At 53.6% G+C, this 25254-nt stretch carries 20 protein-coding genes; 12 read left to right on the plus strand and 8 right to left on the minus strand.

Going from position 1 to position 25254, the window contains the following annotated elements; genetic code table 11:
* The first annotated feature begins 10 nt into the window (after nt 1–10).
* The 4 genes from aceE to traT all read left to right on the plus strand — a co-directional run bounded on the left by aceE (nt 11) and on the right by traT (nt 7109).
* The gene (gene aceE, locus E1B03_RS05110) at nt 11–2674 is read left to right on the plus strand and encodes a pyruvate dehydrogenase (acetyl-transferring), homodimeric type (RefSeq protein ID WP_043018442.1); all 2664 of its coding nucleotides are present in this window, start codon (nt 11–13) and stop codon (nt 2672–2674) included.
* A 14-nt stretch (nt 2675–2688) separates the two neighbouring features.
* Entirely contained in the window at nt 2689–4581 is a 1893-nt protein-coding gene (gene aceF / locus E1B03_RS05115) for a pyruvate dehydrogenase complex dihydrolipoyllysine-residue acetyltransferase (protein WP_133085787.1), read from the plus strand.
* 175 nt (nt 4582–4756) lie between these two features.
* The gene (lpdA, locus tag E1B03_RS05120) at nt 4757–6181 is read left to right on the plus strand and encodes a dihydrolipoyl dehydrogenase (protein ID WP_016155701.1); all 1425 of its coding nucleotides are present in this window, start codon (nt 4757–4759) and stop codon (nt 6179–6181) included.
* Between the two features lie 196 nt (nt 6182–6377).
* Nucleotides 6378–7109, plus strand: coding sequence for a conjugal transfer complement resistance protein TraT (gene traT, locus E1B03_RS05125; protein WP_133085788.1), 732 nt, complete (start codon nt 6378–6380; stop codon nt 7107–7109).
* A gap of 61 nt (nt 7110–7170) precedes the next feature.
* On the opposite strand, the gene E1B03_RS05130 is transcribed toward traT, so the two are convergent.
* Together E1B03_RS05130 and E1B03_RS05135 are read right to left on the minus strand one after the other, a co-directional pair.
* A complete protein-coding gene (locus tag E1B03_RS05130; protein ID WP_133085789.1) occupies nt 7171–7965 on the minus strand; it encodes a DUF2950 family protein in 795 nt (264 codons plus the stop codon).
* Between the two features lie 10 nt (nt 7966–7975).
* Nucleotides 7976–9577: a DUF3300 domain-containing protein gene (locus E1B03_RS05135; RefSeq protein ID WP_133085790.1), complete on the minus strand. Its 1602-nt coding sequence runs from the start codon at nt 9575–9577 to the stop codon at nt 7976–7978.
* 448 nt (nt 9578–10025) lie between these two features.
* On the opposite strand from E1B03_RS05135, the gene acnB reads away from it, so the two are divergent.
* A complete protein-coding gene (acnB, locus tag E1B03_RS05140; protein ID WP_103768380.1) occupies nt 10026–12623 on the plus strand; it encodes a bifunctional aconitate hydratase 2/2-methylisocitrate dehydratase in 2598 nt (865 codons plus the stop codon).
* 174 nt (nt 12624–12797) lie between these two features.
* Nucleotides 12798–13160 (plus strand): protein YacL, encoded by a 363-nt coding sequence (yacL, locus tag E1B03_RS05145; protein ID WP_133085791.1) that lies wholly within the window; start codon nt 12798–12800, stop codon nt 13158–13160.
* A 57-nt stretch (nt 13161–13217) separates the two neighbouring features.
* On the opposite strand, the gene E1B03_RS05150 is transcribed toward yacL, so the two are convergent.
* The gene (locus E1B03_RS05150; RefSeq protein WP_003018667.1) at nt 13218–13565 is read right to left on the minus strand and encodes a YacC family pilotin-like protein; all 348 of its coding nucleotides are present in this window, start codon (nt 13563–13565) and stop codon (nt 13218–13220) included.
* A gap of 153 nt (nt 13566–13718) precedes the next feature.
* On the opposite strand from E1B03_RS05150, the gene cueO reads away from it, so the two are divergent.
* Nucleotides 13719–15335: a multicopper oxidase CueO gene (gene cueO, locus E1B03_RS05155; protein ID WP_133085792.1), complete on the plus strand. Its 1617-nt coding sequence runs from the start codon at nt 13719–13721 to the stop codon at nt 15333–15335.
* 104 nt (nt 15336–15439) lie between these two features.
* On the opposite strand, the gene E1B03_RS05160 is transcribed toward cueO, so the two are convergent.
* A complete protein-coding gene (locus E1B03_RS05160; RefSeq protein ID WP_133085793.1) occupies nt 15440–17830 on the minus strand; it encodes a glucose/quinate/shikimate family membrane-bound PQQ-dependent dehydrogenase in 2391 nt (796 codons plus the stop codon).
* A 203-nt stretch (nt 17831–18033) separates the two neighbouring features.
* On the opposite strand from E1B03_RS05160, the gene hpt reads away from it, so the two are divergent.
* Entirely contained in the window at nt 18034–18570 is a 537-nt protein-coding gene (gene hpt / locus E1B03_RS05165; protein ID WP_133085794.1) for a hypoxanthine phosphoribosyltransferase, read from the plus strand.
* A gap of 70 nt (nt 18571–18640) precedes the next feature.
* Here the strand turns inward: hpt and can are convergent, their stop codons facing one another.
* Nucleotides 18641–19303, minus strand: a complete 663-nt coding sequence (gene can, locus E1B03_RS05170; protein WP_003018654.1) for a carbonate dehydratase — start codon at nt 19301–19303, stop codon at nt 18641–18643.
* A 108-nt stretch (nt 19304–19411) separates the two neighbouring features.
* Between can and E1B03_RS05175 the strand changes: the two genes are divergently transcribed.
* The 4 genes from E1B03_RS05175 to E1B03_RS05190 all read left to right on the plus strand — a co-directional run bounded on the left by E1B03_RS05175 (nt 19412) and on the right by E1B03_RS05190 (nt 22945).
* Nucleotides 19412–20338, plus strand: a complete 927-nt coding sequence (locus E1B03_RS05175; protein WP_103768372.1) for an ABC transporter ATP-binding protein — start codon at nt 19412–19414, stop codon at nt 20336–20338.
* Nucleotides 20335–21105 carry an ABC transporter permease gene (locus E1B03_RS05180; RefSeq protein ID WP_003829467.1) on the plus strand — a complete coding sequence of 257 codons (771 nt, stop codon included), beginning with the start codon at nt 20335–20337 and terminating at the stop codon, nt 21103–21105. Before E1B03_RS05175 ends, E1B03_RS05180 begins: the two co-directional genes overlap by 4 nt.
* Nucleotides 21106–21208: 103 nt before the next feature.
* Entirely contained in the window at nt 21209–21649 is a 441-nt protein-coding gene (locus tag E1B03_RS05185; protein WP_103768371.1) for a PTS sugar transporter subunit IIA, read from the plus strand.
* 66 nt (nt 21650–21715) lie between these two features.
* Nucleotides 21716–22945, plus strand: coding sequence for a polysaccharide deacetylase family protein (locus E1B03_RS05190; protein WP_133085795.1), 1230 nt, complete (start codon nt 21716–21718; stop codon nt 22943–22945).
* 6 nt (nt 22946–22951) lie between these two features.
* On the opposite strand, the gene panD is transcribed toward E1B03_RS05190, so the two are convergent.
* The 3 genes from panD to panB form a co-directional block, all read right to left on the minus strand.
* Entirely contained in the window at nt 22952–23332 is a 381-nt protein-coding gene (panD, locus tag E1B03_RS05195) for an aspartate 1-decarboxylase (protein WP_000621526.1), read from the minus strand.
* Nucleotides 23333–23427: 95 nt separating this feature from the next.
* Complete coding sequence (panC, locus tag E1B03_RS05200) at nt 23428–24282, minus strand: pantoate--beta-alanine ligase (RefSeq protein WP_103768368.1); 855 nt, start codon at nt 24280–24282, stop codon at nt 23428–23430.
* 125 nt (nt 24283–24407) lie between these two features.
* Nucleotides 24408–25199 carry a 3-methyl-2-oxobutanoate hydroxymethyltransferase gene (gene panB / locus E1B03_RS05210; RefSeq protein ID WP_103768367.1) on the minus strand — a complete coding sequence of 264 codons (792 nt, stop codon included), beginning with the start codon at nt 25197–25199 and terminating at the stop codon, nt 24408–24410.
* Nucleotides 25200–25254 lie beyond the last annotated feature (55 nt).

Raw genomic sequence — 25254 nt, forward strand, 5'->3', positions numbered from 1 at the left:
GAATACCCCCATGTCAGAACGTTTCCCAAATGACGTGGATCCGATCGAAACTCGCGACTGGCTACAGGCGATCGAATCGGTCATCCGTGAAGAAGGTGTTGAGCGTGCTCAGTATCTGATCGACCAACTGCTTTCAGAAGCTCGCAAAGGCGGCGTGAAAGTAGCGGCAGGTGCAGGGGCCAGCAATTATGTAAACACTATTGCCGTTGAAGATGAACCGGAATACCCGGGCAATCTGGAGCTGGAACGTCGTATTCGTTCTGCTATCCGTTGGAACGCCATCATGACCGTACTGCGCGCGTCTAAAAAGGACCTCGAGCTGGGTGGCCACATGGCATCCTTCCAGTCCTCCGCAACGGTATATGATGTTTGCTTCAACCACTTCTTCCGTGCACGCAACGAGCAGGATGGCGGCGATCTGGTGTACTTCCAGGGCCACATCTCTCCGGGCATCTACGCACGCGCATTCCTGGAAGGTCGTCTGACTGAAGAGCAGATGAACAACTTCCGTCAGGAAGTACATGGCAAAGGCCTGTCTTCTTACCCGCACCCGAAACTGATGCCGGAATTCTGGCAGTTCCCGACCGTATCTATGGGGCTGGGCCCAATCGGTGCTATTTACCAGGCTAAATTCCTGAAATATCTGGAACACCGTGGCCTGAAAGATACCTCTAAACAAACCGTTTACGCCTTCCTGGGCGACGGCGAGATGGATGAACCAGAATCTAAGGGCGCTATCACCATCGCGACCCGTGAAAAACTGGACAACCTGGTCTTTGTTATCAACTGTAACCTGCAGCGTCTTGACGGTCCGGTCACCGGTAACGGCAAGATTGTTAACGAACTGGAAGGCATCTTCGCGGGCGCTGGCTGGAACGTTATCAAAGTCATGTGGGGCGGTCGTTGGGATGAGCTGCTGCGTAAAGACACCAGCGGTAAACTGATCCAACTGATGAACGAAACCGTTGACGGCGACTACCAGACCTTCAAATCCAAAGATGGCGCGTACGTACGTGAGCACTTCTTCGGTAAATACCCGGAAACTGCAGCCCTGGTTGCTGACTGGACAGATGAGCAGATTTGGTCTCTGAACCGCGGTGGTCACGATCCGAAGAAAGTTTACGCTGCACTGAAAAAAGCGCAGGAAACCAAAGGCAAAGCAACTGTAATCCTCGCCCATACCATCAAAGGTTACGGCATGGGTGACACCGCCGAAGGTAAAAACATCGCTCACCAGGTTAAGAAAATGAACATGGACGGCGTGCGTTATATCCGCGACCGTTTCAACGTTCCTGTGACCGATGAGCAGGTTGAAAACCTGTCTTACATCACCTTCCCGGAAGGTTCTGAAGAGCACACTTATCTGCACGCTCAGCGTCAGAAACTGCACGGCTACCTGCCTGCTCGTCAGCCGAACTTCACCGAGAAGCTGGAGCTGCCGGCTCTGGAAGACTTCGGTGCGCTGCTGGAAGAGCAGAATAAAGAAATCTCCACCACTATCGCGTTCGTTCGTGCCCTGAACGTGATGCTGAAGAACAAGTCGATCAAAGATCGTCTGGTTCCGATCATCGCTGACGAAGCGCGTACTTTTGGTATGGAAGGTCTGTTCCGTCAGATCGGTATCTACAGCCCGAACGGTCAGCAGTACACCCCGCAGGACCGTGAGCAGGTTGCTTACTATAAAGAAGACGAAAAAGGTCAGATCCTGCAGGAAGGTATCAACGAACTGGGTGCTGGCGCATCCTGGCTGGCTGCTGCGACTTCTTACAGCACCAACGATCTGCCGATGATTCCGTTCTACATCTACTACTCCATGTTCGGGTTCCAGCGTATCGGCGACCTGTGCTGGCAGGCTGGCGACCAACAGGCTCGCGGCTTCCTGGTAGGTGGTACTTCTGGTCGTACTACGCTGAACGGCGAAGGTCTGCAGCACGAAGATGGTCACAGCCATATTCAGTCTCTGACTATCCCGAACTGTATCTCTTACGATCCGTCTTATGCGTACGAAGTTGCGGTCATCATGCACGATGGTCTGGAGCGTATGTACGGTGAGAAACAAGAGAACGTTTACTACTACATCACCACACTGAACGAAAACTACCACATGCCGGCAATGCCAGCAGGTGCCGAGGAGGGTATCCGTAAAGGTATCTACAAACTCGAAACCCTCGAAGGTAAGAAAGGTAAAGTTCAGCTGCTCGGCTCCGGTTCTATCCTGCGTCACGTGCGTGAAGCAGCACAGATCCTGGCGAACGACTACGGTGTAGGTTCTGACGTTTACAGCGTAACCTCCTTCACTGAACTGGCGCGTGATGGCCAGGATTGTGAGCGCTGGAACATGCTGCACCCGATGGAAACTCCGCGCGTTCCGTACATCGCTCAGGTGATGAACGACGCTCCGGCAGTAGCATCTACTGACTATATGAAACTGTTTGCCGAACAGGTTCGTACTTATGTACCGGCTGATGATTATCGCGTACTGGGTACTGACGGTTTCGGTCGCTCTGACAGCCGTGAAAACCTGCGTCACCACTTCGAAGTTGATGCTTCCTACGTGGTTGTAGCGGCCCTGGGCGAACTGGCTAAACGTGGCGAAATCGATAAGAAAGTGGTTGCAGACGCAATCATCAAATTCAACATCGATGCAGATAAAGTTAACCCGCGTCTGGCGTAAGAGGTAAAAGAATAATGGCTATCGAAATCAATGTACCGGACATCGGGGCTGATGAAGTTGAAATCACCGAGATCCTGGTCAAAGTGGGCGACAAAGTTGAAGCTGAACAGTCGCTGATCACCGTAGAAGGCGACAAAGCCTCTATGGAAGTTCCGTCTCCTCAGGCAGGTATCGTTAAAGAGATTAAAGTCTCTGTTGGCGACAAAACTGAGACCGGCAAACTGATCATGATTTTCGATTCCGCCGACGGTGCAGCAGCAGCTGCACCTGCTCCGGCAGAAGAGAAGAAAGAAGCGGCTCCAGCAGCAGCACCAGCAGCCTCAGCGGCGAAAGAAGTACACGTACCGGACATCGGTGGTGACGAAGTTGAAGTTACCGAAGTCATGGTTAAAGTGGGCGACACCGTTGCGGCTGAACAGTCTCTGATCACCGTCGAAGGCGACAAAGCCTCTATGGAAGTACCGGCGCCGTTCGCTGGTACCGTTAAAGAGATCAAAATCAACACCGGCGACAAAGTGTCTACGGGCTCCCTGATTATGGTCTTCGAAGTTGCGGGCGCAGCGCCTGCTGCAGCACCGGCTCAAGCGGCAGCTCCAGCAGCAGCGGCGGCTCCGGCAGCTTCTGGCTCGAAAGAAGTTAACGTACCGGATATCGGCGGTGATGAAGTTGAAGTCACCGAAGTGATGGTTAAAGTGGGCGATAAAATTGCCGCTGAGCAGTCACTGATCACCGTTGAAGGTGACAAAGCCTCGATGGAAGTTCCGGCACCGTTCGCGGGCACCGTGAAAGAAATCAAAATCAGCACCGGCGACAAAGTCAAAACCGGTTCTCTGATTATGGTCTTCGAAGTTGAAGGCGCAGCGCCTGCTGCCGCGCCTGCGCAAGCCGCAGCTCCGGCTCCGGCCGCTGCACCGTCTCAGGCTGCTAAACCAGCCGCAGCACCGGCTGCAAAAGCGGAAGGCAAATCTGAGTTCGCTGAAAACGATGCTTACGTCCACGCGACTCCACTGATTCGTCGCCTGGCGCGCGAATTCGGTGTGAACCTGGCGAAAGTGAAAGGTTCTGGCCGTAAAGGTCGTATCCTGCGTGAAGACGTTCAGGCTTACGTGAAAGACGCTATCAAACGCGCCGAGTCTGCACCTGCTGCTGCTGGCGGCGGTATCCCAGGCATGCTGCCTTGGCCGAAAGTGGACTTCAGCAAGTTTGGTGAAATCGAAGAAGTGGAACTGGGCCGTATCCAGAAAATCTCTGGTGCTAACCTGAGCCGTAACTGGGTAATGATCCCGCATGTTACGCACTTCGACAAAACCGATATCACCGATCTGGAAGCGTTCCGTAAACAGCAGAACGCCGAAGCTGAAAAACGTAAACTGGACGTGAAATTCACCCCAGTGGTCTTCATCATGAAAGCCGTTGCTGCCGCTCTGGAACAGATGCCGCGCTTCAACAGCTCCCTGTCTGAAGACAGTCAGCGCCTGACCCTGAAAAAATACATCAACATCGGTGTAGCGGTTGATACTCCGAATGGTCTGGTTGTTCCGGTCTTCAAAGACGTGAACAAGAAGAGCATTACCGAGCTGTCTCGTGAACTGACCGTGATCTCCAAGAAAGCGCGTGATGGCAAGCTGACTGCTGGCGAAATGCAGGGCGGTTGCTTCACCATCTCCAGCATCGGTGGCCTGGGTACGACCCACTTCGCGCCGATTGTGAATGCGCCGGAAGTGGCTATCCTCGGTGTCTCCAAGTCCTCTATGGAGCCAGTGTGGAACGGTAAAGAGTTTATGCCGCGTCTGATGATGCCGATTTCGCTCTCCTTCGACCACCGCGTAATCGACGGTGCAGATGGTGCGCGCTTTATCACCATCATCAACAACATGCTGTCTGACATTCGCCGCCTGGTGATGTAAGCGAAAAAGCCGGCCCGACGGCCGGCTTTTTTCTGGTAATCTCATGAAGTCAGTGAGGTTATTGTGCGAAAGACAAATCGGTTGCCGTTTGTTGTTTCAAAATTGTTAACAATTTTGTAAAATACGGGCGGATAGAACGACCCGGTGGACGACGGGTATAAATTAAGAGGTCATGATGAGCACTGAAATCAAAACTCAGGTCGTGGTACTTGGGGCAGGCCCTGCAGGTTACTCTGCTGCCTTCCGTTGCGCAGATTTAGGTCTGGAGACCGTCATCGTAGAACGTTACAGCACCCTCGGTGGTGTTTGTCTGAACGTCGGCTGTATCCCTTCTAAAGCGCTGCTGCACGTAGCAAAAGTTATCGAAGAAGCCAAAGCGCTGGCTGAACACGGTATCGTATTTGGCGAGCCGAAAACCGATATCGACAAGATTCGTACCTGGAAAGAAAAAGTTATCACTCAACTGACCGGCGGTTTGGCTGGTATGGCCAAAGGCCGTAAAGTGAAAGTGGTTAACGGTCTGGGTAAATTTACCGGGGCGAACACCCTGGAAGTTGAAGGCGAAAACGGCAAAACCGTAATCAACTTCGACAACGCGATCATCGCGGCGGGCTCCCGTCCGATCGAACTGCCGTTTATTCCGCATGAAGATCCGCGCGTGTGGGATTCCACCGACGCACTGGAACTGAAAACTGTTCCTAAGCGCCTGCTGGTAATGGGCGGCGGTATCATCGGTCTGGAAATGGGTACCGTGTACCATGCGCTGGGTTCAGAGATCGACGTGGTTGAAATGTTTGACCAGGTTATCCCGGCTGCCGATAAAGACGTGGTTAAAGTCTTCACCAAACGCATCAGCAAGAAATTCAACCTGATGCTGGAAACCAAAGTGACCGCCGTTGAAGCGAAAGAAGACGGTATCTACGTTTCCATGGAAGGCAAAAAAGCGCCTGCAGAAGCTCAGCGTTACGACGCCGTGCTGGTGGCTATCGGTCGTGTACCGAACGGCAAAAACCTCGACGCAGGCAAAGCTGGCGTGGAAGTTGATGACCGTGGCTTCATCCGCGTTGACAAACAGCTGCGCACCAACGTGCCGCACATCTTTGCTATCGGCGATATCGTCGGTCAGCCGATGCTGGCGCACAAAGGTGTTCACGAAGGTCACGTTGCCGCTGAAGTTATCGCTGGTAAGAAACACTACTTCGATCCGAAAGTTATTCCATCCATTGCCTACACTGAACCAGAAGTTGCATGGGTTGGTCTGACTGAGAAAGAAGCGAAAGAAAAAGGCATTAGCTTTGAGACCGCCACCTTCCCGTGGGCGGCTTCTGGTCGTGCTATCGCTTCCGACTGCGCAGACGGTATGACCAAACTGATCTTCGACAAAGAATCTCACCGTGTGATCGGTGGTGCGATTGTCGGCACCAACGGCGGCGAGCTGCTGGGCGAAATCGGTCTGGCAATCGAAATGGGTTGTGATGCTGAAGACATCGCGCTGACCATTCACGCGCACCCGACTCTGCACGAGTCCGTGGGCCTGGCTGCCGAAGTATTCGAAGGTAGCATCACCGACCTGCCAAACCCGAAAGCGAAGAAAAAATAATCTTCCCGCTTTTGTAAAAACGCCTCTTTGGAGGCGTTTTTTTTTACCTGAAAGCTACCAGTTTTGGTAGTCATGTTATTGATATTTCCGCTAAAAAAAATTGCGCAACTGCCGATACTTTTTTCGCCATTGTGTGGTTACTGGCCGCACGGAGAAGAGGCTCTGGACTCTCTATTACACGAAAAAAGGAAAATACATGTCTTTTAAAAGAATCGCGATTGTTGGCATGGTTGTCGCGACAATGACGCTGACCGGTTGTGGCGCGATGACCACCGCCGTTAAAAAACGTAACCTCGAAGTGAAAACGCAGATGAGCGAAACCATCTGGCTGGAGCCTTCCAGCGAGAAGACCGTTTATATTCAGGTAAAAAACACTTCTGATAAAGACATGAGCAACCTGCAAACCCTGCTGGCAAACGATCTGTCAGCGAAGGGCTATAAAGTGACCAGTTCACCGGACAGTGCTTACTACTGGGTGCAGGCGAACGTACTGAAAGCTGACAAAATGGATCTGCGCGAAGCTCAGGGATTCCTGAAGACCGGCTATGAAGGGGCGGCGATGGGCGCTGCTTTGGGCGCGGGCATTACCGCCTATAACAGCAACTCCTCCGGTGCGGCGCTGGGCGTTGGGCTGGCAGCGGGGCTGATCGGTATGGCTGCTGATGCCATGGTGGAAGACGTCAACTACACCATGGTCACTGACCTGCAAATCTCCGAGCGCAGTAAAGCGAAAGTGACAACGGATAACGTTGCCGCTCTGCGTCAGGGAACGTCCGGCATCAAGCTGCAAACCAGCAGCGCACAGGGCGATCGTGCAAAGTATCAGACTCGCGTGGTGTCTAACGCGAACAAGGTGAATTTGAAGTTCGAAGAAGCGAAACCGGTTCTGGAAGCGCAACTGGCGAAATCAGTCGCAAATATTCTGTAAGTTAAAAAGCCGGGTGGCATCTTCGCCTTACCCGGCCTACAAAACCCCTGGCCGCCAGCAGTCAGGGCGCAACGGCCTCCCAGGATTTGTCCGGGCTGTATGCCGTTAAGGATGCGGCTTTTTGCTCTGAATCCTTGCCCAGGTCACTCTGATAAACAGTATCATCCTGATTGATCACAAAGCTCATCACACCTGTTTGTCCGTAGCTGACAGGCCAGGCAACCATCGCAAAACCGTGGTTTTTATCGGGCAAAATACGGAAGCGATATCCGTGATAGCCCATTCCAGGCTCCTGTGGACTGAAGGCCGGGCCAAGCGGGCTTGGCGCTTCACCGGGCGAAACAGGCCAGTACAGACCGTCTTTTTTCCCTTCAGAACTAACAACCTTTTGCGCGTATTTTTGGTTCATCGCAAAGTAGCTTTGCTGAGCATCGACATAGGCATGTAACGCCTCGATGGCGGCGAGCTCATTGCGCCCAATTTCACGCGTCAGGATCTCCTCGGCCGCTTCCTTGATATCAAACTGCCAGCCGGAAGCGGTTTTAACCACCGGGATCGGCAGTTGCCAGTCGCTGTCTCCGACCACCAGATGCGCGGTATTGCCGTCGACGACGGTGTTATGGCGGACCTTCCAGTCGCGCAGGAAGCGATCAACCGCATCAGGATCGACGCCTTCCGGCGGCAGAAATTCGCGCCAGTTTTCCCCGAGCAGGTTGTTCATCGCGCTTTCATTCTGCTCGCTGATAGCGCTTGCCAGGGCATCGGTCGCCTGGTCAGGCGTGCTGAAAGATTGCTGTGCCATCGCTGTGGCCGAGACCATGAACAACACCATTCCACAGAGTAGTTTATTTTTCATGTCGGCTCCTTTAACGATGACGGAATTCACGGTGTTCAGCACGACCGCTGGACAACTGGCGAGATGGCTGGTTGCGGGCGACCTGCCTGCTTTGAGCCCCTCGCTGCTGCTGCGCCTGCCAGTTGGCGGAACGGCTGTCGTTGCCGCTCAGCGCATTGGCGCGCGGCTGGCTGGTTCGATGCTGAAGATTGCGCTGTTGCACATTACGTTGTTGCGCCGGTTGTGTGACCCGTTTTTCCTGTCGCTGAGTAGCGGCCTGGCGATTTTCACGCTGCTGAGTGTTCGCCCGTTTCGCCGTTTGTGGCTTGGTATCGTAACCACGGTAGTTATTACGCTGGGAAATTTGCTTCAGCTGTTGGTTGGATGCCTGACGCTGGGCGTCTTTCGTGCCCGTACGCGCTGTCTGCGGGAATGTTTTCCCCGTCGATTTTTCCATCTGGCTCAGGGCTGCCTGACGCTGGCTATCACGGTTGACCGGTCTTTGCTGTGTTGAGCTTAAACCTGTAGCCGTGTTAGTGGAGTGGAAGCGGTTATTGAGCTGGTTATTAGGGTACGGCACGCCCTCGCGATAGGCTGGGTTATGCTGCCAGGTACGGTTGGCGTCTGTCAGTCGTTGGCCACTGATTTTATTGAAGTTATCAACGTTGATATTGATGTTGTTATCACCGTTGCGGTTATAACCACCATGGTTATCCCAGTCATCGTTATGATGGTGATCCCAATCATCGTCATCATCCCAGTCGATGTTGCTGAAGATGGCATAGGTTGTGGCGACGCCGAGGCTGAAGCCCAAACCGTTAACGAAGCTGTTGCCAAACTGCTCACCGGGTGTTGGCGGCAGATAGGTTGGCGGATAGGCGGTGTTCGGCCAGGTACCGTAAACCGTATTCGGGTTATAGGTGGGAACGTACACTACCTGCGGATCGGCGGATTCAATTTTGATTACCGTTGGGCTTGTCGAGGCAGTCGTAGTGGTTGAACTGGTCGTCGACTCGCTGGTGACGGTTTTAGCCGGTGCTGCTTTTGTCACAGTAGTGACGGTCTGCTGCGGTGTCGATTGTAACGCACCGGTCTGTTGTGCCAGCGCCCGCAGACGTTGTACGGAATCCATAACATCTTTCGGTTGGGCAAGGAAAGCATCGCCCAGGCTTTGTACCCACGGCGGGTTTTCCCCCATCAGCGACATCAGTTGCGGGAACGCGACCAGCGATTTCACGCTGGGATCCCAGGGTTGGCTGGCAACAGCCTGAATAGCGGCATCACCCTGCATTTTGGGGTTGTCTTTTGACCACTGCGCGGCCTGGATGACGTTGGCAGGATAGGTTGAGGCCATCAAAATTTGCGACAGCAGAGAATCCGGATAAAGCGCGATAGGCGCAACCCACTGATCGATTTGTGCCGCCGTGTACGTAGGTGCGGCAGCGGGTACTGGTTGGTCGGCCGGGGCAGGGGACGCTACGGGAGCGGGAGCCGGTGCTGACGGTTGTTGTGCGACGGGAGCGGGAGCAGCAGGCTCCGTTGCGCGACTTTTAACGAACATCACGCCAGAGGCGGCAAACAGCCCGGCACTGCACAAAAGGACAAGCAGATGTGGCTTAAGGGGCAACTTCATAAAATGACTCCAACGAGACAAGCGCTGTGCCGTGAGGCGTTCCTGTTGCCGCGAGTATTATTCACCCGTGTTAGACAGTTTTGACTTTTATTGGGGATTCACCCGGTAGGTCCGGAAAAAGAGTGTGAAGATTTATTACACAATTATATCTGATGGCTGAAAAATCGTTGGAAAATTCAGCATCTCGCGCTTGAAAATCAACCGTTTCAGGGTGGTTTTAGGTAGCCTGAATTGCGTCCCGCCTTGCCGCTACACCATTCTTAACGATTCAGCCAATTTTTTATGTTGCTTTTTTGTAAACGGATTAACACTTAATGAAAATCCTGTTATTGTGCCTTATGCGGTACCGGGCATTTACCCTACTAACTACTGTCTCACAGGAGCGTGAAGAGAATCGCCCATCTACAAAAGCGCCGCATTATGACAATGAGAGCGAGGAGATATCGTCGTGCTAGAAGAATACCGTAAGCACGTAGCTGAGCGTGCTGCCCAGGGGATTGTGCCAAAACCTTTAGACGCAACCCAAATGGCCGCACTTGTCGAGCTGCTGAAGACCCCGCCTGTGGGCGAAGAAGAATTCCTGTTAGACCTGTTGATCAACCGTGTTCCTCCTGGCGTAGATGAAGCCGCTTATGTTAAAGCTGGTTTTCTCGCTGCCGTCGCGAAAGGCGACACCACCTCCCCGCTGGTTACGCCAGAAAAAGCCATTGAACTGCTGGGCACCATGCAGGGTGGTTACAACATTCATCCGCTGATCGACGCGCTGGACGATGCAAAACTGGCGCCGATTGCCGCCAAAGCGCTCTCTTCAACGCTGTTGATGTTCGATAACTTCTACGATGTAGAAGAAAAAGCCAAAGCGGGCAACGAATATGCGAAACAGGTAATGCAGTCCTGGGCTGATGCCGAATGGTTCCTGAACCGTCCTGCTCTGGCTGAAAAAATCACCGTTACCGTGTTTAAAGTGACCGGTGAAACCAACACCGATGACCTCTCTCCGGCACCGGACGCATGGTCTCGCCCGGATATTCCTCTGCACGCGCTGGCGATGCTGAAAAACGCCCGTGAAGGTATCGAACCGGATCAACCGGGCGTGGTTGGCCCGATCAAACAGATCGAAGAACTGCAGAAAAAAGGTTATCCGCTGGCTTATGTGGGTGACGTTGTCGGTACCGGTTCTTCGCGTAAATCCGCAACCAACTCCGTACTGTGGTTCATGGGTGACGACATTCCGCATGTGCCGAACAAGCGCGGCGGCGGTCTGTGCCTGGGCGGCAAAATTGCACCTATCTTCTTCAACACCATGGAAGATGCTGGCGCACTGCCAATTGAAGTGGACGTGTCGAATATGAACATGGGTGACGTGATTGACGTTTACCCGTTCAAAGGCGAAGTACGCAACCACGAAACCGGTGAACTACTGGCAAGCTTTGAGCTGAAAACCGACGTGCTGATCGACGAAGTGCGCGCCGGTGGCCGTATTCCGCTGATCATCGGTCGTGGCCTGACTACCAAAGCACGCGAAGCGCTGGGTCTGCCGCATTCAGATGTCTTCCGTCAGGCGAAAGACGTGGCGGAAAGCAGCCGTGGCTTCTCTCTGGCACAGAAAATGGTCGGCCGCGCCTGTGGCGTGAAAGGTATCCGTCCGGGCGCGTACTGCGAGCCGAAGATGACCTCCGTAGGTTCTCAGGATACCACCGGCCCAATGACCCGTGACGAACTGAAAGACCTGGCGTGCCTGGGCTTCTCTTCTGACCTGGTAATGCAGTCCTTCTGTCACACAGCCGCGTATCCGAAGCCGGTTGACGTGACCACGCACCACACGCTGCCAGACTTCATTATGAACCGTGGCGGCGTGTCGCTGCGTCCGGGCGATGGCGTTATTCACTCCTGGCTGAACCGTATGCTGCTGCCAGATACCGTGGGTACCGGCGGTGACTCCCATACCCGTTTCCCAATAGGTATCTCCTTCCCGGCGGGTTCCGGTCTGGTGGCGTTTGCCGCAGCGACCGGCGTGATGCCGCTGGATATGCCAGAATCCGTGCTGGTGCGCTTCAAAGGCAAAATGCAGCCGGGTATCACTCTGCGTGACCTGGTTCATGCGATCCCGCTGTACGCGATTCGCCAGGGCCTGCTGACCGTTGAGAAGAAAGGCAAGAAAAACATCTTCTCTGGCCGCATCCTGGAAATCGAAGGTCTGCCTGATCTCAAAGTTGAGCAGGCGTTCGAGCTGACCGATGCCTCCGCAGAGCGTTCCGCTGCGGGCTGTACCATCAAGCTGAATAAAGAGCCAATCGTTGAGTACCTGACCTCCAACATCGTTCTGCTGAAGTGGATGATCGCCGAAGGTTACGGCGACCGTCGTACGCTGGAACGTCGTGTTCAGGGCATGGAAAAATGGCTGGCGGATCCGCAACTGCTGGAAGCGGATGCTGACGCAGAATACGCGGCGGTGATCGACATCGATCTGGCTGACATTAAAGAGCCAATTCTTTGTGCGCCAAACGATCCGGACGATGCGCGTCTGCTGTCTGACGTGCAGGGCGAGAAGATCGACGAAGTGTTCATCGGCTCTTGCATGACCAACATCGGCCACTTCCGTGCGGCTGGTAAGCTGCTGGACAACCACAAAGGCCAACTGCCAACCCGCCTGTGGGTGGCTCCGCCAACCCGTATGGACGCCGCTCAGCTGACCGAAGAGGGCTATTACAGCGTATTTGGTAAGAGCGGTGCGCGCATCGAGATCCCTGGCTGCTCCCTGTGCATGGGTAACCAGGCGCGCGTAGCTGACGGTGCGACGGTCGTTTCGACCTCAACCCGTAACTTCCCGAACCGTTTAGGTACCGGCGCGAACGTCTTCCTGGCTTCCGCTGAGCTGGCGGCAGTTTCGGCGCTGATCGGTAAGCTGCCAACCCCGGAAGAGTATCAGACCTTCGTGGCTCAGGTGGATAAGACGGCGGTGGATACTTACCGTTACCTGAACTTCGACCAGCTCTCTCAGTACACCGAGAAAGCGGACGGCGTGATTTTCCAGACCGCAGTGTAATGCGTTAACGCGTTTTGTGTAAAAACGCATCAATGCCCGGAGAAGTCTGCTTCTCCGGGCATTTTTATTTCTGATCCTTATACCCGCTACGCTTTTTTTCTGCCGCGCTGCTGCGATAATTACAGCAAGGCGCAATGCGGTATTGGCGCATTGCCGGGAGCAGAGGAAGACATTATGGATTACGAATTTCTGCGCGATATTACCGGAGTGGTAAAAGTGCGTATGTCCATGGGCCACGAGGTGGTGGGGCACTGGTTTAACGAAGAAGTGAAAGAGAACCTGGCCTTACTTGATGAAGTGGAACAGGCGGCGCGTGCGGTGAAGGGCAGTGAGCGCTCCTGGCAGCGAGCAGGGCATGAATACACGCTCTGGCTGGATGGCGAAGAAGTGATGGTACGTGCCAATCAGTTGGAGTTCTCTGGAGATGAAATGGAAGAGGGAATGAACTACTACGACGAAGAGAGCTTTTCACTTTGCGGCGTAGAGGATTTTCTTCAGGTCGTGGCCGCATATCGTGAATTTGTACAGCAGCGTTAATTCACACTCGCCCCTGCCGGGTGGCTTTGTGCTTACCCGGCCTGGCACAACGATGCTTTATTTAACGTAGGCCAACAGGCTAAGGGAGTCACGCGCCAGCGCTTTGCATTTCTTTGCCGTAGGGATGCCGATACCGCTGAGATCGCGGTAGCTGTCTTCACCCAGCGCTTTCATATTGAAGGTGTCGTAATTACTCAGGTCCCACTGGTTTTGCTGGGCAAAAAACACCAGTGCGCGACGAATCTGCCCGTTAGGCAAATTCTGGTATCCACAGTCATTTTTCAGAAAAACAAAAACTGCCGTTAAATCGGCCATATCTTCGGCTTCGGACTCACTAAGTGCGTAGCTATTTGCACATACGGCCATCAGGCTGCCGAACAAAACTGTTCTGAAAAACGTCTTCATTGCTTCTACCACTGCATCACGGAATTTAAACGTTAGCATACTGCGAGCGAAGCGACGACCTTTATTATTAGCCGTTCACTTGACCTTCCCGTAAGGGGAAGGCTTATGCTTAAAAGATAGCCTGCTTAAGCTGCTGAATATAAGGAAGTGATTATGCAACGTCGTGACTTTTTAAAGTACTCCGTGGCGCTGGGCGTCGCGTCAGCGTTACCTCTGTGGAGCCGGAGCGTATTCGCCGCAGACCGTCCCGCGTTACCCATTCCAGACCTGTTAACCGCAGATGCCTCAAACCGTATGCAACTGGTCGTGCAAGCCGGACAGTCGAGCTTTGCAGGTAAAACCGCTACCACATGGGGATATAACGGCAATTTGCTCGGGCCGGCGGTCAAGCTGAGCAAAGGGCAAGCGGTGACGGTGGATATCCACAACCAACTTGCCGAAGAGACGACGTTGCACTGGCACGGGCTGGAAATCCCTGGTGAGGTCGACGGTGGGCCGCAAGGCATTATCCCGGCGGGCGGGAAACGTTCAGTAACCTTCACGCCGGATCAGCGCGCGGCGACCTGCTGGTTCCACCCGCATCAGCATGGGAAGACCGGTCGCCAGGTGGCAATGGGCCTGGCCGGACTGGTACTGATTGAAGATGAAGAGATTCGCAAGCTGCTGCTGCCTAAGCAGTGGGGCATTGATGATGTGCCGGTGATTATTCAGGATAAACAGTTCTCTGCTGATGGTCAGATTAACTATCAACTGGACATGATGACCGCTGCCGTCGGCTGGTTTGGCGATACGCTGCTGACCAACGGGGCGATTTATCCTCAGCATGCCGCCCCGCGCGGCTGGTTGCGCCTGCGTCTGTTGAATGGTTGTAATGCTCGCTCACTGAATATTGCGGCCAGCGACAATCGTCCTTTGTACGTCATTGCCAGCGATGGCGGGCTGTTGGCGGAGCCGGTAAAAGTCACCGAACTCCCTATGCTGATGGGCGAACGCTTTGAAGTGCTGGTGGATGTGAGCGACGGTAAGGCTTTCGATCTGATCACTCTGCCTGTCAGCCAGATGGGCATGGCGATTGCGCCATTTGATAAGCCGCACCCGGTGATGCGCGTTCAGCCGTTGCTGATTACCGCTTCCGGCACGCTGCCGGATACGCTGACGTCTATGCCCGCGCTGCCATCGCTTGAGGGGCTGACGGTGCGCAAACTGCAGCTGTCTATGGATCCGATGCTCGACATGATGGGCATGCAAATGCTGATGAAGAAGTACGGCGCTCAGGCTATGGCGGGTATGGATCATGGGAAGATGATGGGCCATATGAATAATGACAATATGGGCCACGGAAACATGAATCATGGCAATATGAACCACGGTGAGATGGGGAATATGCAGCATGGCGACATGGGCAACATGAAGCATGGAACATTCGATTTCCATAACGCCAACCGAATTAATGGTCAGGCGTTTGATATGAATAAACCGATGTTTGCCGCGACGAAAGGCCAGCATGAACGCTGGGTGATTTCCGGTCAGGGTGACATGATGCTGCATCCGTTCCACATTCACGGCACGCAGTTCCGTATTCTGTCTGAAAATGGCAAAGTGCCAGCCGCACACCGTGCGGGATGGAAAGACACGGTGCGGGTAGAAGGCGGCGTGAGCGAGGTGCTGGTGAAGTTTGACCACGATGCGCCAAAAGAGCATGCCTATATGGCGCACTGCCATCTGTTAGAGCATGAAGACACCGGGATGATGCTCGGTTTTACCGTCTAAAAAAAGTCGGATGGTGGTTTCATCTTATCCGGCCTACAGAATCAGGAGATGCGGTATCTCTTTGTAGGCCGGATAAGGCGGGAGCCGCCATCCGGCACATCTCGTTACTTCGTGTTGTCCGGCAACGCGTACGCCACGATATAATCGCCCATCTTCGTGCCAAATGAGCCATGACCCCCGGCGGAAATCACCACATACTGCTTACCGTTCACTTCATAGGTCATCGGCGTTGCCTGGCCCCCGGCCGGTAAACGACCCTGCCACAGTTTTTCACCGTTACTCATGTTGTACGCACGCAGATAGTTATCCGCCGTCGCGGCGATAAATAGCACGTTTCCCGCGGTGGAGATAGGGCCACCCAGCATCGGCATCCCCATATTGAACGGCACCGGAACCGGCATCGGGAACGGCATGCTGTCCTGCGGCGTACCTATACGTTTTTTCCACACGACCTGATTGGTTTTCAGATCCACGGCGGAGATGTAACCCCATGCTGGCTGCTTACACGGCAGGCCAAATGGTGAGAGGAACGGATTGAGCGTTACGCCGAACGGTACGCCGTATTGCGGCTGAATACCGGACTCCGTGCCGGTACCTTTGGCGTCTTTTGGCGGTTCCATTGGGTTGCCGGGACCGCGTGGGATCAGCTTCGAAACAAACGGCAGCGCCATTGGGTTAGCAATGGCAATCTGACGGTTAGGATCAACAGAGATACCACCCCATTCAAACATGCCGAGATTACCCGGGAACACCAGAGTGCCCTGCTCTGAAGGTGGGGTAAAAATGCCCTCATAGCGCAGTTGGTGGAACATTACGCGGCACACTAACTGGTCAAACATGGTTGCGCCCCACATGTCCGCGCCACTGAGATCTTTATGCGGACGGAAGCTGAGGTCGGAAAATGGCTGGGTTTTGCTGACATAATCACCTTTGGCAGCCCCTTGCGGCACCGGTTTTTCCGGGGCTGGCACCACCAGTTCACCATTACGGCGGTCGAGCACAAAGATATTACCGGTTTTTGCCGGGGCATAAATGACCGGAACTTTCTCTCCGTTGACGTTGATATCCGCCAGGGTCGGCTGCGCTGGTAAGTCCATATCCCACAGATCGTGGTGAACGGTCTGATAGCTCCAGGCCAATTTCCCGGTCGTGGCATTTAACGCCAGGATAGAGCTGGCATAACGCTCCTGCTCCGGTGTGCGGTTACCGCCCCAGATATCCGGCGTGGTGACGCCCATGGGAAGATACACCAGATCCAGCTTCGCGTCGTAGGCCGCAGGCGCCCATGAATTCGGCGAGTTAAAGGTGAAGGTGTGTTCATCTGACGGAATGAAATTAGGATCTTTGGCGCCTGGGTCGAACGCCCACAGCAGCTTACCGGTATTCACATCGAAGCCACGGATAACGCCGGAGGTTTCGCGGGTGGAGAAGTTATCAGTCACCGACCCGGCAATCACAATGGTTTTATCAGTGATGATGGGCGGTGACGTCGGCTCATACAGACCCGGCGTGGTATCCGGCATATTGGTCTGCAGATTCAAAATCCCTTTATTGGCGAAGGTTTCACACAGCTTGCCGGTGTCGGCATTCAATGCAAACAGTCGCCCATCATTGACCGGCAAAAGGATACGGCGCGGACAGTCGGCAATCACCTCTGCTGAAGCCGTATCCGGTCTGGCTTCATGATAGGAAACGCCGCGACAAGTTACGTGCTGGAAGCTGGTATTGGTATTAAGTTGAGGATCAAAATGCCACTTCTCTTTACCGCTAGCCGCGTCCAGGGCAAACAGTCGCTGGTGGGCGGTACACAGATAAAGGGTATCGCCTACTTTTATGGGCGTGACTTCATTGGTGATTTCACCGGGATCGTTGGGTTGTTTTAAATCCCCGGTACGAAATACCCAGGCTTCCTTCAACTGATGAACGTTGTCTGCGTTGATTTGTTTCAACGGAGAGTAGCGTTGACCTTCCTGATTGCGACCGTAAGCCGGCCAGTCTTCATCGGCAACCGGAGAGATAGCCTCCGCCTCGGTGGCATCAGCACTCAGCATGCCGTGAACCTCTTGTGGGTCGTTGAAGCCAGCCCAGGTCAGGATGCCACCGCTAACCAGCAGGGCTACCACCAGCGCCGCGACTGCGCCACGGGAAGGAATAATCAGGCGACGCCAGACGAAAGGCAGGATAAGCCAGATGCCAAAGAAGACCAGGATATCGCTACGCGGCGTCAGCGCCCAGAAATCAAAACCGACCTCCCATACGCCCCAAATCAGGGTGGCGAGAAGCAGGGCGGCATACAGCCAAAGTGCGGAGCGTTTACTACGCCATAACAGAAGCGCCACACCGAGCATGGCGAGGCCCGCGATCGGGTAATACCAAGAGCCGCCGATGGCGACCAGCCAGCCTCCGCCAATCAGGAGATACAATCCACAAAGCGCCGCGAACAGGGCGCTCAGGGTCACGATAAGCCGTTGAGAACGTACGTTGTTATTTGCCATAAAAAATACCATCACAGGTGTTATTTCTTTAATAGCAGTTAATTATAGGAGCTAAAACGCGTGACCATTGTCACGTTATGAACTTTATCAACAGATGCCGCGTATGAATGCTTTTGCTGGTATACTGCGTGCCTTGCGCTTAGATGCTGGCTTATTAAAAGTAAGCATTAAGTGATTTGTTTTTAAATCATATGGTTAGAGATATGAAACATACTGTTGAAGTCATGATCCCGGAAGCGGAGATCAAAGCGCGTATTGCTGAACTGGGACGTCAGATTAACGACCGTTACAAGGACAGCGGCAGCGATATGGTGCTGGTTGGTCTGCTACGCGGCTCATTTATGTTTATGGCGGACCTGTGCCGTGAAGTGCATGTCTCCCACGAAGTCGATTTCATGACTGCATCCAGCTATGGCAGCGGAATGTCCACCACGCGCGATGTGAAAATCCTGAAAGACCTGGATGAAGATATTCGTGGCAAGGACGTGCTGATTGTTGAAGACATCATCGACTCCGGCAACACGCTGTCTAAAGTGCGTGAGATTCTGAGCCTGCGCGAGCCGAAATCCCTGGCGATTTGTACGCTGCTGGATAAACCTTCCCGTCGTGAGGTGGATGTGCCGGTTGAGTTTATCGGATTCTCTATTCCAGATGAGTTTGTTGTCGGCTACGGCATTGACTATGCCCAGCGTTATCGCCATCTGCCGTACGTTGGAAAAGTGGTGCTGCTGGACGAGTAATGTCGGGAGCGCTTGGTGGCGCAGGTTTGTAGGCCGGGTAAGGCGGTAGCCGCCTCCCGGCAATGCCACATCATTTATGGTTGCTGTGTTTTTGACTGAGGTTAGACAACCCCTGGCGATAGCGCTGCTCCAGCGTTTCGCGACTGGTGGCGGTGACGTCCAGATCGCGCAACAGACCGTCGTGAATACCGTAAGCCCAGCCGTGAATGGTGACTTTCTGCCCGCGCTTCCAGGCGGATCGCATAATGGTTGAATGGCCCAGGTTATAAACCTGCTCCATGACATTCAGTTCGCACAGTGTGTCCATGCGACGTTCCTGCGGCATTTCACCCAACAGTGAGCTGTGTTTAAACCAGATATCGCGAATATGCAGTAACCAGTTATCAATCAGCCCCTGTTCTTTATTTTCAATAGCCGCCTGGACGCCGCCGCATCCATAGTGGCCGCATATAATAATGTGTTCCACTTCCAGCACATCCACCGCATACTGAACCACTGAGAGACAGTTCAGGTCCGTGTGAATAACCAGATTAGCAACATTACGGTGAACAAACAGTTCACCCGGTTCAAGACCGGTTAAACGCTCAGCGGGAACGCGGCTATCGGAACATCCAATCCATAGAAAACGAGGATTCTGCGCATGTGTCAGGGTTTCAAAAAATCCGGGATCTTCTTCTACCAGCATCTTTGACCATAGTGCATTGTTGCTGATGAGTGTATCTATGTCTTTCATGGAGTTGTACGACCCGAAGCCAGATAAATTCGATGGGCTAATATAGGGTAACTCCAGCATTAATTAAACTATATATAAAATGTCAGAACGTAAGGTAAGTAGAAAAACATGACCATTGCTCTGGAACTTCAACAACTTAAAAAAACCTATCCCGGTGGCGTTCAGGCGTTACGCGGCATAGATTTGCAAGTCGAAGCGGGTGATTTTTATGCGCTTTTAGGTCCTAACGGCGCAGGTAAGTCCACCACCATCGGGATAATCAGCTCGCTGGTGAATAAATCCTCCGGGCGGGTGAGCGTCTTCGGCTACGATCTTGAAAAAGATACGGTTAACGCTAAACGCCAGCTTGGGTTAGTACCGCAGGAGTTTAACTTTAACCCGTTTGAAACCGTGCAGCAGATCGTGGTCAACCAGGCGGGTTACTACGGCGTTGAGCATAAAGAGGCGGTTAAACGCAGCGAATTATATTTAAAGCAGCTCGATCTATGGGAAAAACGTAACGAGCGCGCGCGCATGCTTTCCGGCGGGATGAAGCGCCGCCTGATGATTGCCCGTGCGCTGATGCATGAGCCAAAATTACTCATCCTTGATGAACCGACGGCGGGCGTCGACATTGAGCTGCGTCGTTCAATGTGGGGCTTTTTAAAGGATTTAAACGATAAAGGCACCACCATTATTCTGACCACCCACTATCTCGAAGAAGCGGAAATGCTGTGTCGCAATATCGGCATTATTCAGCATGGCGAGCTGGTGGAGAATACCTCGATGAAGAGCCTGCTCTCCAAGCTGAAATCCGAAACCTTTATTCTCGATCTGGCACCGAAAAGCCCGCTGCCAAAACTGGAAGGCTATCAATACCGACTGGTGGATACCTCAACGCTGGAAGTGGAGGTTCTGCGTGAACAGGGGGTCAACAGCGTGTTCTCACAGCTGAGTGCCCAGGGCATTCAGGTATTGAGTATGCGGAACAAAGCGAACCGACTGGAGGAACTGTTTGTTTCTCTGGTGCATGAAAAACAAGGAGATCGCGCATGATGCAGCTTTACTGGGTGGCGCTGAAAAGCATCTGGGCGAAAGAGATCCACCGCTTTATGCGGATCTGGGTCCAGACTCTGGTTCCTCCCGTCATTACGATGACGCTCTATTTTATTATCTTTGGTAACCTGATCGGTTCGCGTATCGGTGAAATGCATGGTTTTAGCTACATGCAGTTTATCGTGCCGGGGCTGATTATGATGGCGGTGATCACCAACTCATACGCTAACGTGGCATCGTCATTCTTTAGCGCCAAGTTTCAGCGCAATATTGAAGAGCTGCTGGTCGCCCCGGTACCGACGCACGTGATCATCGCGGGTTTTGTTGGCGGCGGCGTGGCGCGTGGTCTGTGCGTAGGCATTCTGGTCACGGCTATTTCGCTGTTCTTCGTACCGTTCCAGGTACATTCCTGGGTCTTTGTAGCGCTCACGCTGGTGTTAACGGCGGTGCTGTTTTCGCTGGCGGGTCTGCTGAACGCGGTTTTCGCCAAAACCTTTGACGATATCAGCTTGATCCCCACCTTCGTGTTGACGCCGCTGACCTATCTGGGGGGCGTGTTCTATTCGTTAACGCTGCTGCCGCCATTCTGGCAGGGACTGTCGCATCTGAACCCGATTGTCTACATGATTAGCGGCTTCCGCTACGGTTTCTTGGGTATTCATGATGTTCCGCTGGTCACCACGTTTGGCGTGCTGGTGGTGTTTATCGCGGCGTTTTATTTATTGTGCTGGTATCTGATTCAGCGCGGACGCGGCCTGCGTAGCTAATTCTTTCTTCCTCTCCCTGCCCGGGAGAGGAAGACTTTTGATGCTTATCACCATTACCGATTTATCACCCTGATAAACTACTTGCCTGCTAAGGAGGTAGGCAATGTTAGGTTGGGTAATTACCTGTCATGACGATAAGGCACAGGATATGCTGCATCGTCTGGAGAAAAAGTACGGCCCGTTGGTCCAGTGCCAGGCGGTGAGTTTTTGGCGTGGGCTCAGCTCGAATATGCTAAGTCGCATGATGTGCCATGCTCTGCATGCCACAGACTCAGGCGAGGGCGTGATCTTCCTGACGGATATGGCCGGGGCCGCACCCTACCGCGTCGCTTCGCTAATGAGCCATAAACATCCCCAGTGCGAAGTGATTTCAGGTATCAGCTATCCATTGCTTGAGCGAATGCTTTCGTCGCGGGAATCGATGAGTAGCTCTGCATTTCGCGATTGCATCGTCGCGCTTGGCGGGCCGGAAGTATCAAGTCTCTGGCATCAACAACAAAAAAATCCTCCCTTCGTGTTGAAGCATGATTTGTATGAGTATTAATCATTGGTATTGATGGCGCTTTTGCTACAATAGCCGAGGTTTCTCGCCTCGGTTCGGTTATCTCATATGGTTATGCGCGTTCTGCTTGTTTTGTTGCTCCTGTCTTCCGGCAGCGTAGCTGCGGCGTTGCCTGCTCGTTATATGCAGACGACGGAAGCGGCCGCCGTATGGGCGCAGATTGGCAATAAGATGGTGACGGTAGGCAATATTCGCGCCGGGCAGATCCTTGCCGTCGAGCCGATTGCCGCTGACTATTACGAGTTCACCTTCGGCTTTGGCACCGGGTTTATTGATAAAGGGCATCTGGAGCCGGTTCAGGGGCGGCAGAAAGTCGACGATGGTCTGGGCGATCTCAATAAACCGCTCAGTAACCAAAGCCTGATTACCTGGAAAGATACCCCCGTTTATAACGCCCCGGACGTCGGGAGCGCCCCGTTTGGCGTACTGGCGGATAATCTGCGCTACCCGGTTATCAGCAAGCTTAAAGACCGCCTCAACCAGACCTGGTACCAGATCCGCATCGGCGGCAGACTGGCTTATGTCAGCGCGCTGGATGCGCAGGAAGACAACGGTATCCCGGTATTAACCTATCACCATATTCTGCGTGATGAAGAGAACACCCGTTTTCGCCACACCTCCACCACGACCTCCGTGCGCGCGTTCAGTAACCAAATGGCCTGGCTGCGCGATCGCGGGTATACCACGTTGACGATGTATCAACTGGAAGGCTACGTGCAAAATAAGATGAATCTTCCCGCGCGGGCGGTGGTGCTGACGTTCGACGACGGTCTCGAGTCAGTCAGTCGATATGCGTATCCGGTATTGAAGCAGTATGGGATGAAAGCGGCAGCTTTTATTATCTCGTCGCGCATCAAGCGCCATCCGCAGAAGTGGGATCCAAAATCGCTGCAGTTTATGAGCATTTCTGAACTGAATGGCATCAGAGATGTGTTTGATTTTCAGTCCCATACCCATTTTCTACACCGGGTTGACGTTCGCCGTCGCCCCATTCTGCTTAGCCGCAGCTATCACAATATCCTGTTCGATTTTGAACGCTCGCGGCGGGCGCTGGGGCAGTTTAACCCGCACGTGCTGTACCTTTCATATCCGTTTGGCGGCTATAACGCGACGGCGGTAGAAGCCGCCAAAGACGCAGGGTTTCACCTGGCGGTCACCACGGTGAGGGGCAAGGTTAAGCCGGGGGATAATCCGATGCTGCTGAAACGGCTGTATATTTTGAGAACGGATTCGCTGGAGACGATGTCGCGGCTGATCAGCAACCAGCCGCAGGGGTAAGGGCTGTCAGGCAACCTGAACCGGAATCGCTTTTGCGGTGCGTTTCATTTCGTTGTCGCCTTCAAAATAGGCAACTTTTGGACGCCAGGTACGGGCTTCTTCATCAGACATGGTGACGAAGCTGGCGATAATCACAATGTCGCCGACTTCAGCACAGTGCGCTGCTGCACCGTTCACCGAGATGATTCTGGAGCCGCGTTCAGCCGCAATCGCATAGGTTGAGAAACGTTTGCCGTTGGTCACATTCCAGATATCAATAGCTTCGTTTTCCAGGATGCCGGAGGCATCAAGAAAATCCTGGTCGATGGCGCAGGAGCCTTCGTAGTGCAGGTCCGCCTGCGTGACTTTTACCCGGTGGAGCTTACCTTGCAGCATAGTGCGAATCATAACTTCTATACCCTGTCGTTTACCTTGGCTAAGCAGGCGCGACTGGCCTGCTTTAAGAATTTCTCAGGCAGTATTGCCTGATTTTTAACCCCTGTCTACTGGGCTAATGTAACGCTTTGATTATCGATCAGGCGTGCCTGACCTAACCAGGCGGCGACCAGGATCACCGCGCGTTTGCTGCTGTCCGTCAGTTCCAGCAGCGTGTCAGCGTCGCGGATCTGAATATCGTCGGCGCGGAAGCCTTTTTCATTCAGCTCCTGCTCGGCAATGGCAATGATCTCGTCCCGATCGCGCTCACCGGCCTGTAATTTTTCGCCGATGCGGGTCATCACTTTGTATAAGCCCGGCGCGATTTTGCGCTGTTCTGCCGTCAGATAGCCGTTACGTGAACTGAGCGCCAGGCCGTCTTTGGCGCGAATAATCGGCACGCCGACGATCTCAATGTCGTAGCCCATATCGGCAACCATTTTGCGGATCAATGCCAACTGCTGGAAATCTTTCTCGCCAAAGCAGGCGATATCCGGCTGGATCAGATTGAACAGTTTGCTGACGATGGTGGCGACGCCGCGGAAATGCCCTGGACGACTGGCGCCTTCCAGCATGGTGGACAGCCCCGGAACCTCAACAAACGTCTGCATTTCCGTGCCTTGCGGGTAGATCTCCGGCGCTGCCGGCGCAAAGACAAAGTCCACTTTACGCTTGTTCAGCTTTTCACAATCTTCTTGCAGCGTACGCGGGTAACGCACCAGATCGTCCGGTCGGTCGAACTGCATTGGATTGACGAAAATACTGACGATCACCACATCGGCCCGGCTTTTAGCTTCATCGACCAGCTTCATATGGCCATCGTGCAGGTTGCCCATAGTGGGAACCAGTGCGACGCGTTTGCCTTCCTGACGCAGACGACGAATATGCTGGCGCAGCAGCGGCAGGGTTTCAATAATTAGCACAACAAGACTCCTTGAGTTGCCTGATGATCCTGCCGGATGGCGCTACGCTTATCCGGCCTACATCCGTTGAGGATCTGTAGGCCGGATAAGATGCGTCGCGTCGCCATCCGGCACGGTCAGAAAAATTAGTGAAAGCTGTGTTCTTCGCCCGGATAAACGCCGGACTCCACTTCAGCCATATACTGCCGTACGGCGGCGCGCATGTCGCCCGCTTCGGCAAGGAAATTTTTCGCGAATTTTGGAATATGACCGCCGGTAATGCCAAACGCATCGTGCATCACCAGAATCTGACCATCGGTCACATTGCCTGCGCCAATCCCGATGACCGGAATCGACAGTGCCTCAGTAACGCGCTTCGCCAACTCGACCGGCACGCACTCCAGCACCAGCAGCTGAGCGCCAGCGGCTTCTAAGGCCAGCGCATCATCCAGCAGTACCTGTCCGGCGTCGCCGCGGCCCTGAATTTTATAGCCGCCGAAGATATTCACTGACTGGGGGGTTAATCCCAGATGACCACACACCGGTACGGCGCGTTCGGTGAGCATTTTCACCGTATCTACCAGCCAGGAGCCGCCTTCAATTTTGACCATATTGGCACCTGCACGCATGACCACCGCGGCGTTTTCAAATGCCTGTTGCGGGGTGGCGTAAGCCATAAACGGCAGATCGGAGAGCAGTAGACAGTTGGGCGCGCCACGACGCACGGCACGCGTGTGGTAAGCGATATCTTCAACGGTGACAGGCAGGGTGGAATCATGCCCCTGAATCGTCATGCCCAGCGAGTCGCCAACCAGCATCACATTGATACCTTCGTCGGCAAATAACTTAGCGAAGCTGTAGTCGTAGGCGGTAATTGTCGCGAAGCGTTTTTTCTCTTGCTTGCATTTCTGCAGCAGTGAAATGGTGGTGGGTTTCATAACATTTCCTGATGATGAAAGTCATATTTATCGGCATTCTAACAGTCACATTCAG

The sequence above is a fragment of the Citrobacter arsenatis genome (assembly GCF_004353845.1).
Classification (GTDB): Bacteria; Pseudomonadota; Gammaproteobacteria; order Enterobacterales; family Enterobacteriaceae; genus Citrobacter; species Citrobacter arsenatis.

Bases quoted from the DNA above. Each gene is read 5' to 3' on its own strand.
- E1B03_RS05185 (WP_103768371.1), top strand. From the start codon at position 21,209: ATGTTAGGTTGGGTAATTACCTGTCATGACGATAAGGCACAGGATATG.
- yacL (WP_133085791.1), top strand. From the start codon at position 12,798: ATGGATTACGAATTTCTGCGCGATATTACCGGAGTGGTAAAAGTGCGT.
- can (WP_003018654.1), bottom strand. From the start codon at position 19,303: ATGAAAGACATAGATACACTCATCAGCAACAATGCACTATGGTCAAAG.
- E1B03_RS05135 (WP_133085790.1), bottom strand. From the start codon at position 9,577: ATGAAGTTGCCCCTTAAGCCACATCTGCTTGTCCTTTTGTGCAGTGCC.
- hpt (WP_133085794.1), top strand. From the start codon at position 18,034: ATGAAACATACTGTTGAAGTCATGATCCCGGAAGCGGAGATCAAAGCG.
- aceF (WP_133085787.1), top strand. From the start codon at position 2,689: ATGGCTATCGAAATCAATGTACCGGACATCGGGGCTGATGAAGTTGAA.
- lpdA (WP_016155701.1), top strand. From the start codon at position 4,757: ATGAGCACTGAAATCAAAACTCAGGTCGTGGTACTTGGGGCAGGCCCT.
- traT (WP_133085788.1), top strand. From the start codon at position 6,378: ATGTCTTTTAAAAGAATCGCGATTGTTGGCATGGTTGTCGCGACAATG.
- E1B03_RS05150 (WP_003018667.1), bottom strand. From the start codon at position 13,565: ATGAAGACGTTTTTCAGAACAGTTTTGTTCGGCAGCCTGATGGCCGTA.
- panD (WP_000621526.1), bottom strand. From the start codon at position 23,332: ATGATTCGCACTATGCTGCAAGGTAAGCTCCACCGGGTAAAAGTCACG.
- cueO (WP_133085792.1), top strand. From the start codon at position 13,719: ATGCAACGTCGTGACTTTTTAAAGTACTCCGTGGCGCTGGGCGTCGCG.
- E1B03_RS05175 (WP_103768372.1), top strand. From the start codon at position 19,412: ATGACCATTGCTCTGGAACTTCAACAACTTAAAAAAACCTATCCCGGT.
- panB (WP_103768367.1), bottom strand. From the start codon at position 25,199: ATGAAACCCACCACCATTTCACTGCTGCAGAAATGCAAGCAAGAGAAA.
- E1B03_RS05130 (WP_133085789.1), bottom strand. From the start codon at position 7,965: ATGAAAAATAAACTACTCTGTGGAATGGTGTTGTTCATGGTCTCGGCC.
- E1B03_RS05180 (WP_003829467.1), top strand. From the start codon at position 20,335: ATGATGCAGCTTTACTGGGTGGCGCTGAAAAGCATCTGGGCGAAAGAG.
- E1B03_RS05190 (WP_133085795.1), top strand. From the start codon at position 21,716: ATGGTTATGCGCGTTCTGCTTGTTTTGTTGCTCCTGTCTTCCGGCAGC.
- E1B03_RS05160 (WP_133085793.1), bottom strand. From the start codon at position 17,830: ATGGCAAATAACAACGTACGTTCTCAACGGCTTATCGTGACCCTGAGC.
- aceE (WP_043018442.1), top strand. From the start codon at position 11: ATGTCAGAACGTTTCCCAAATGACGTGGATCCGATCGAAACTCGCGAC.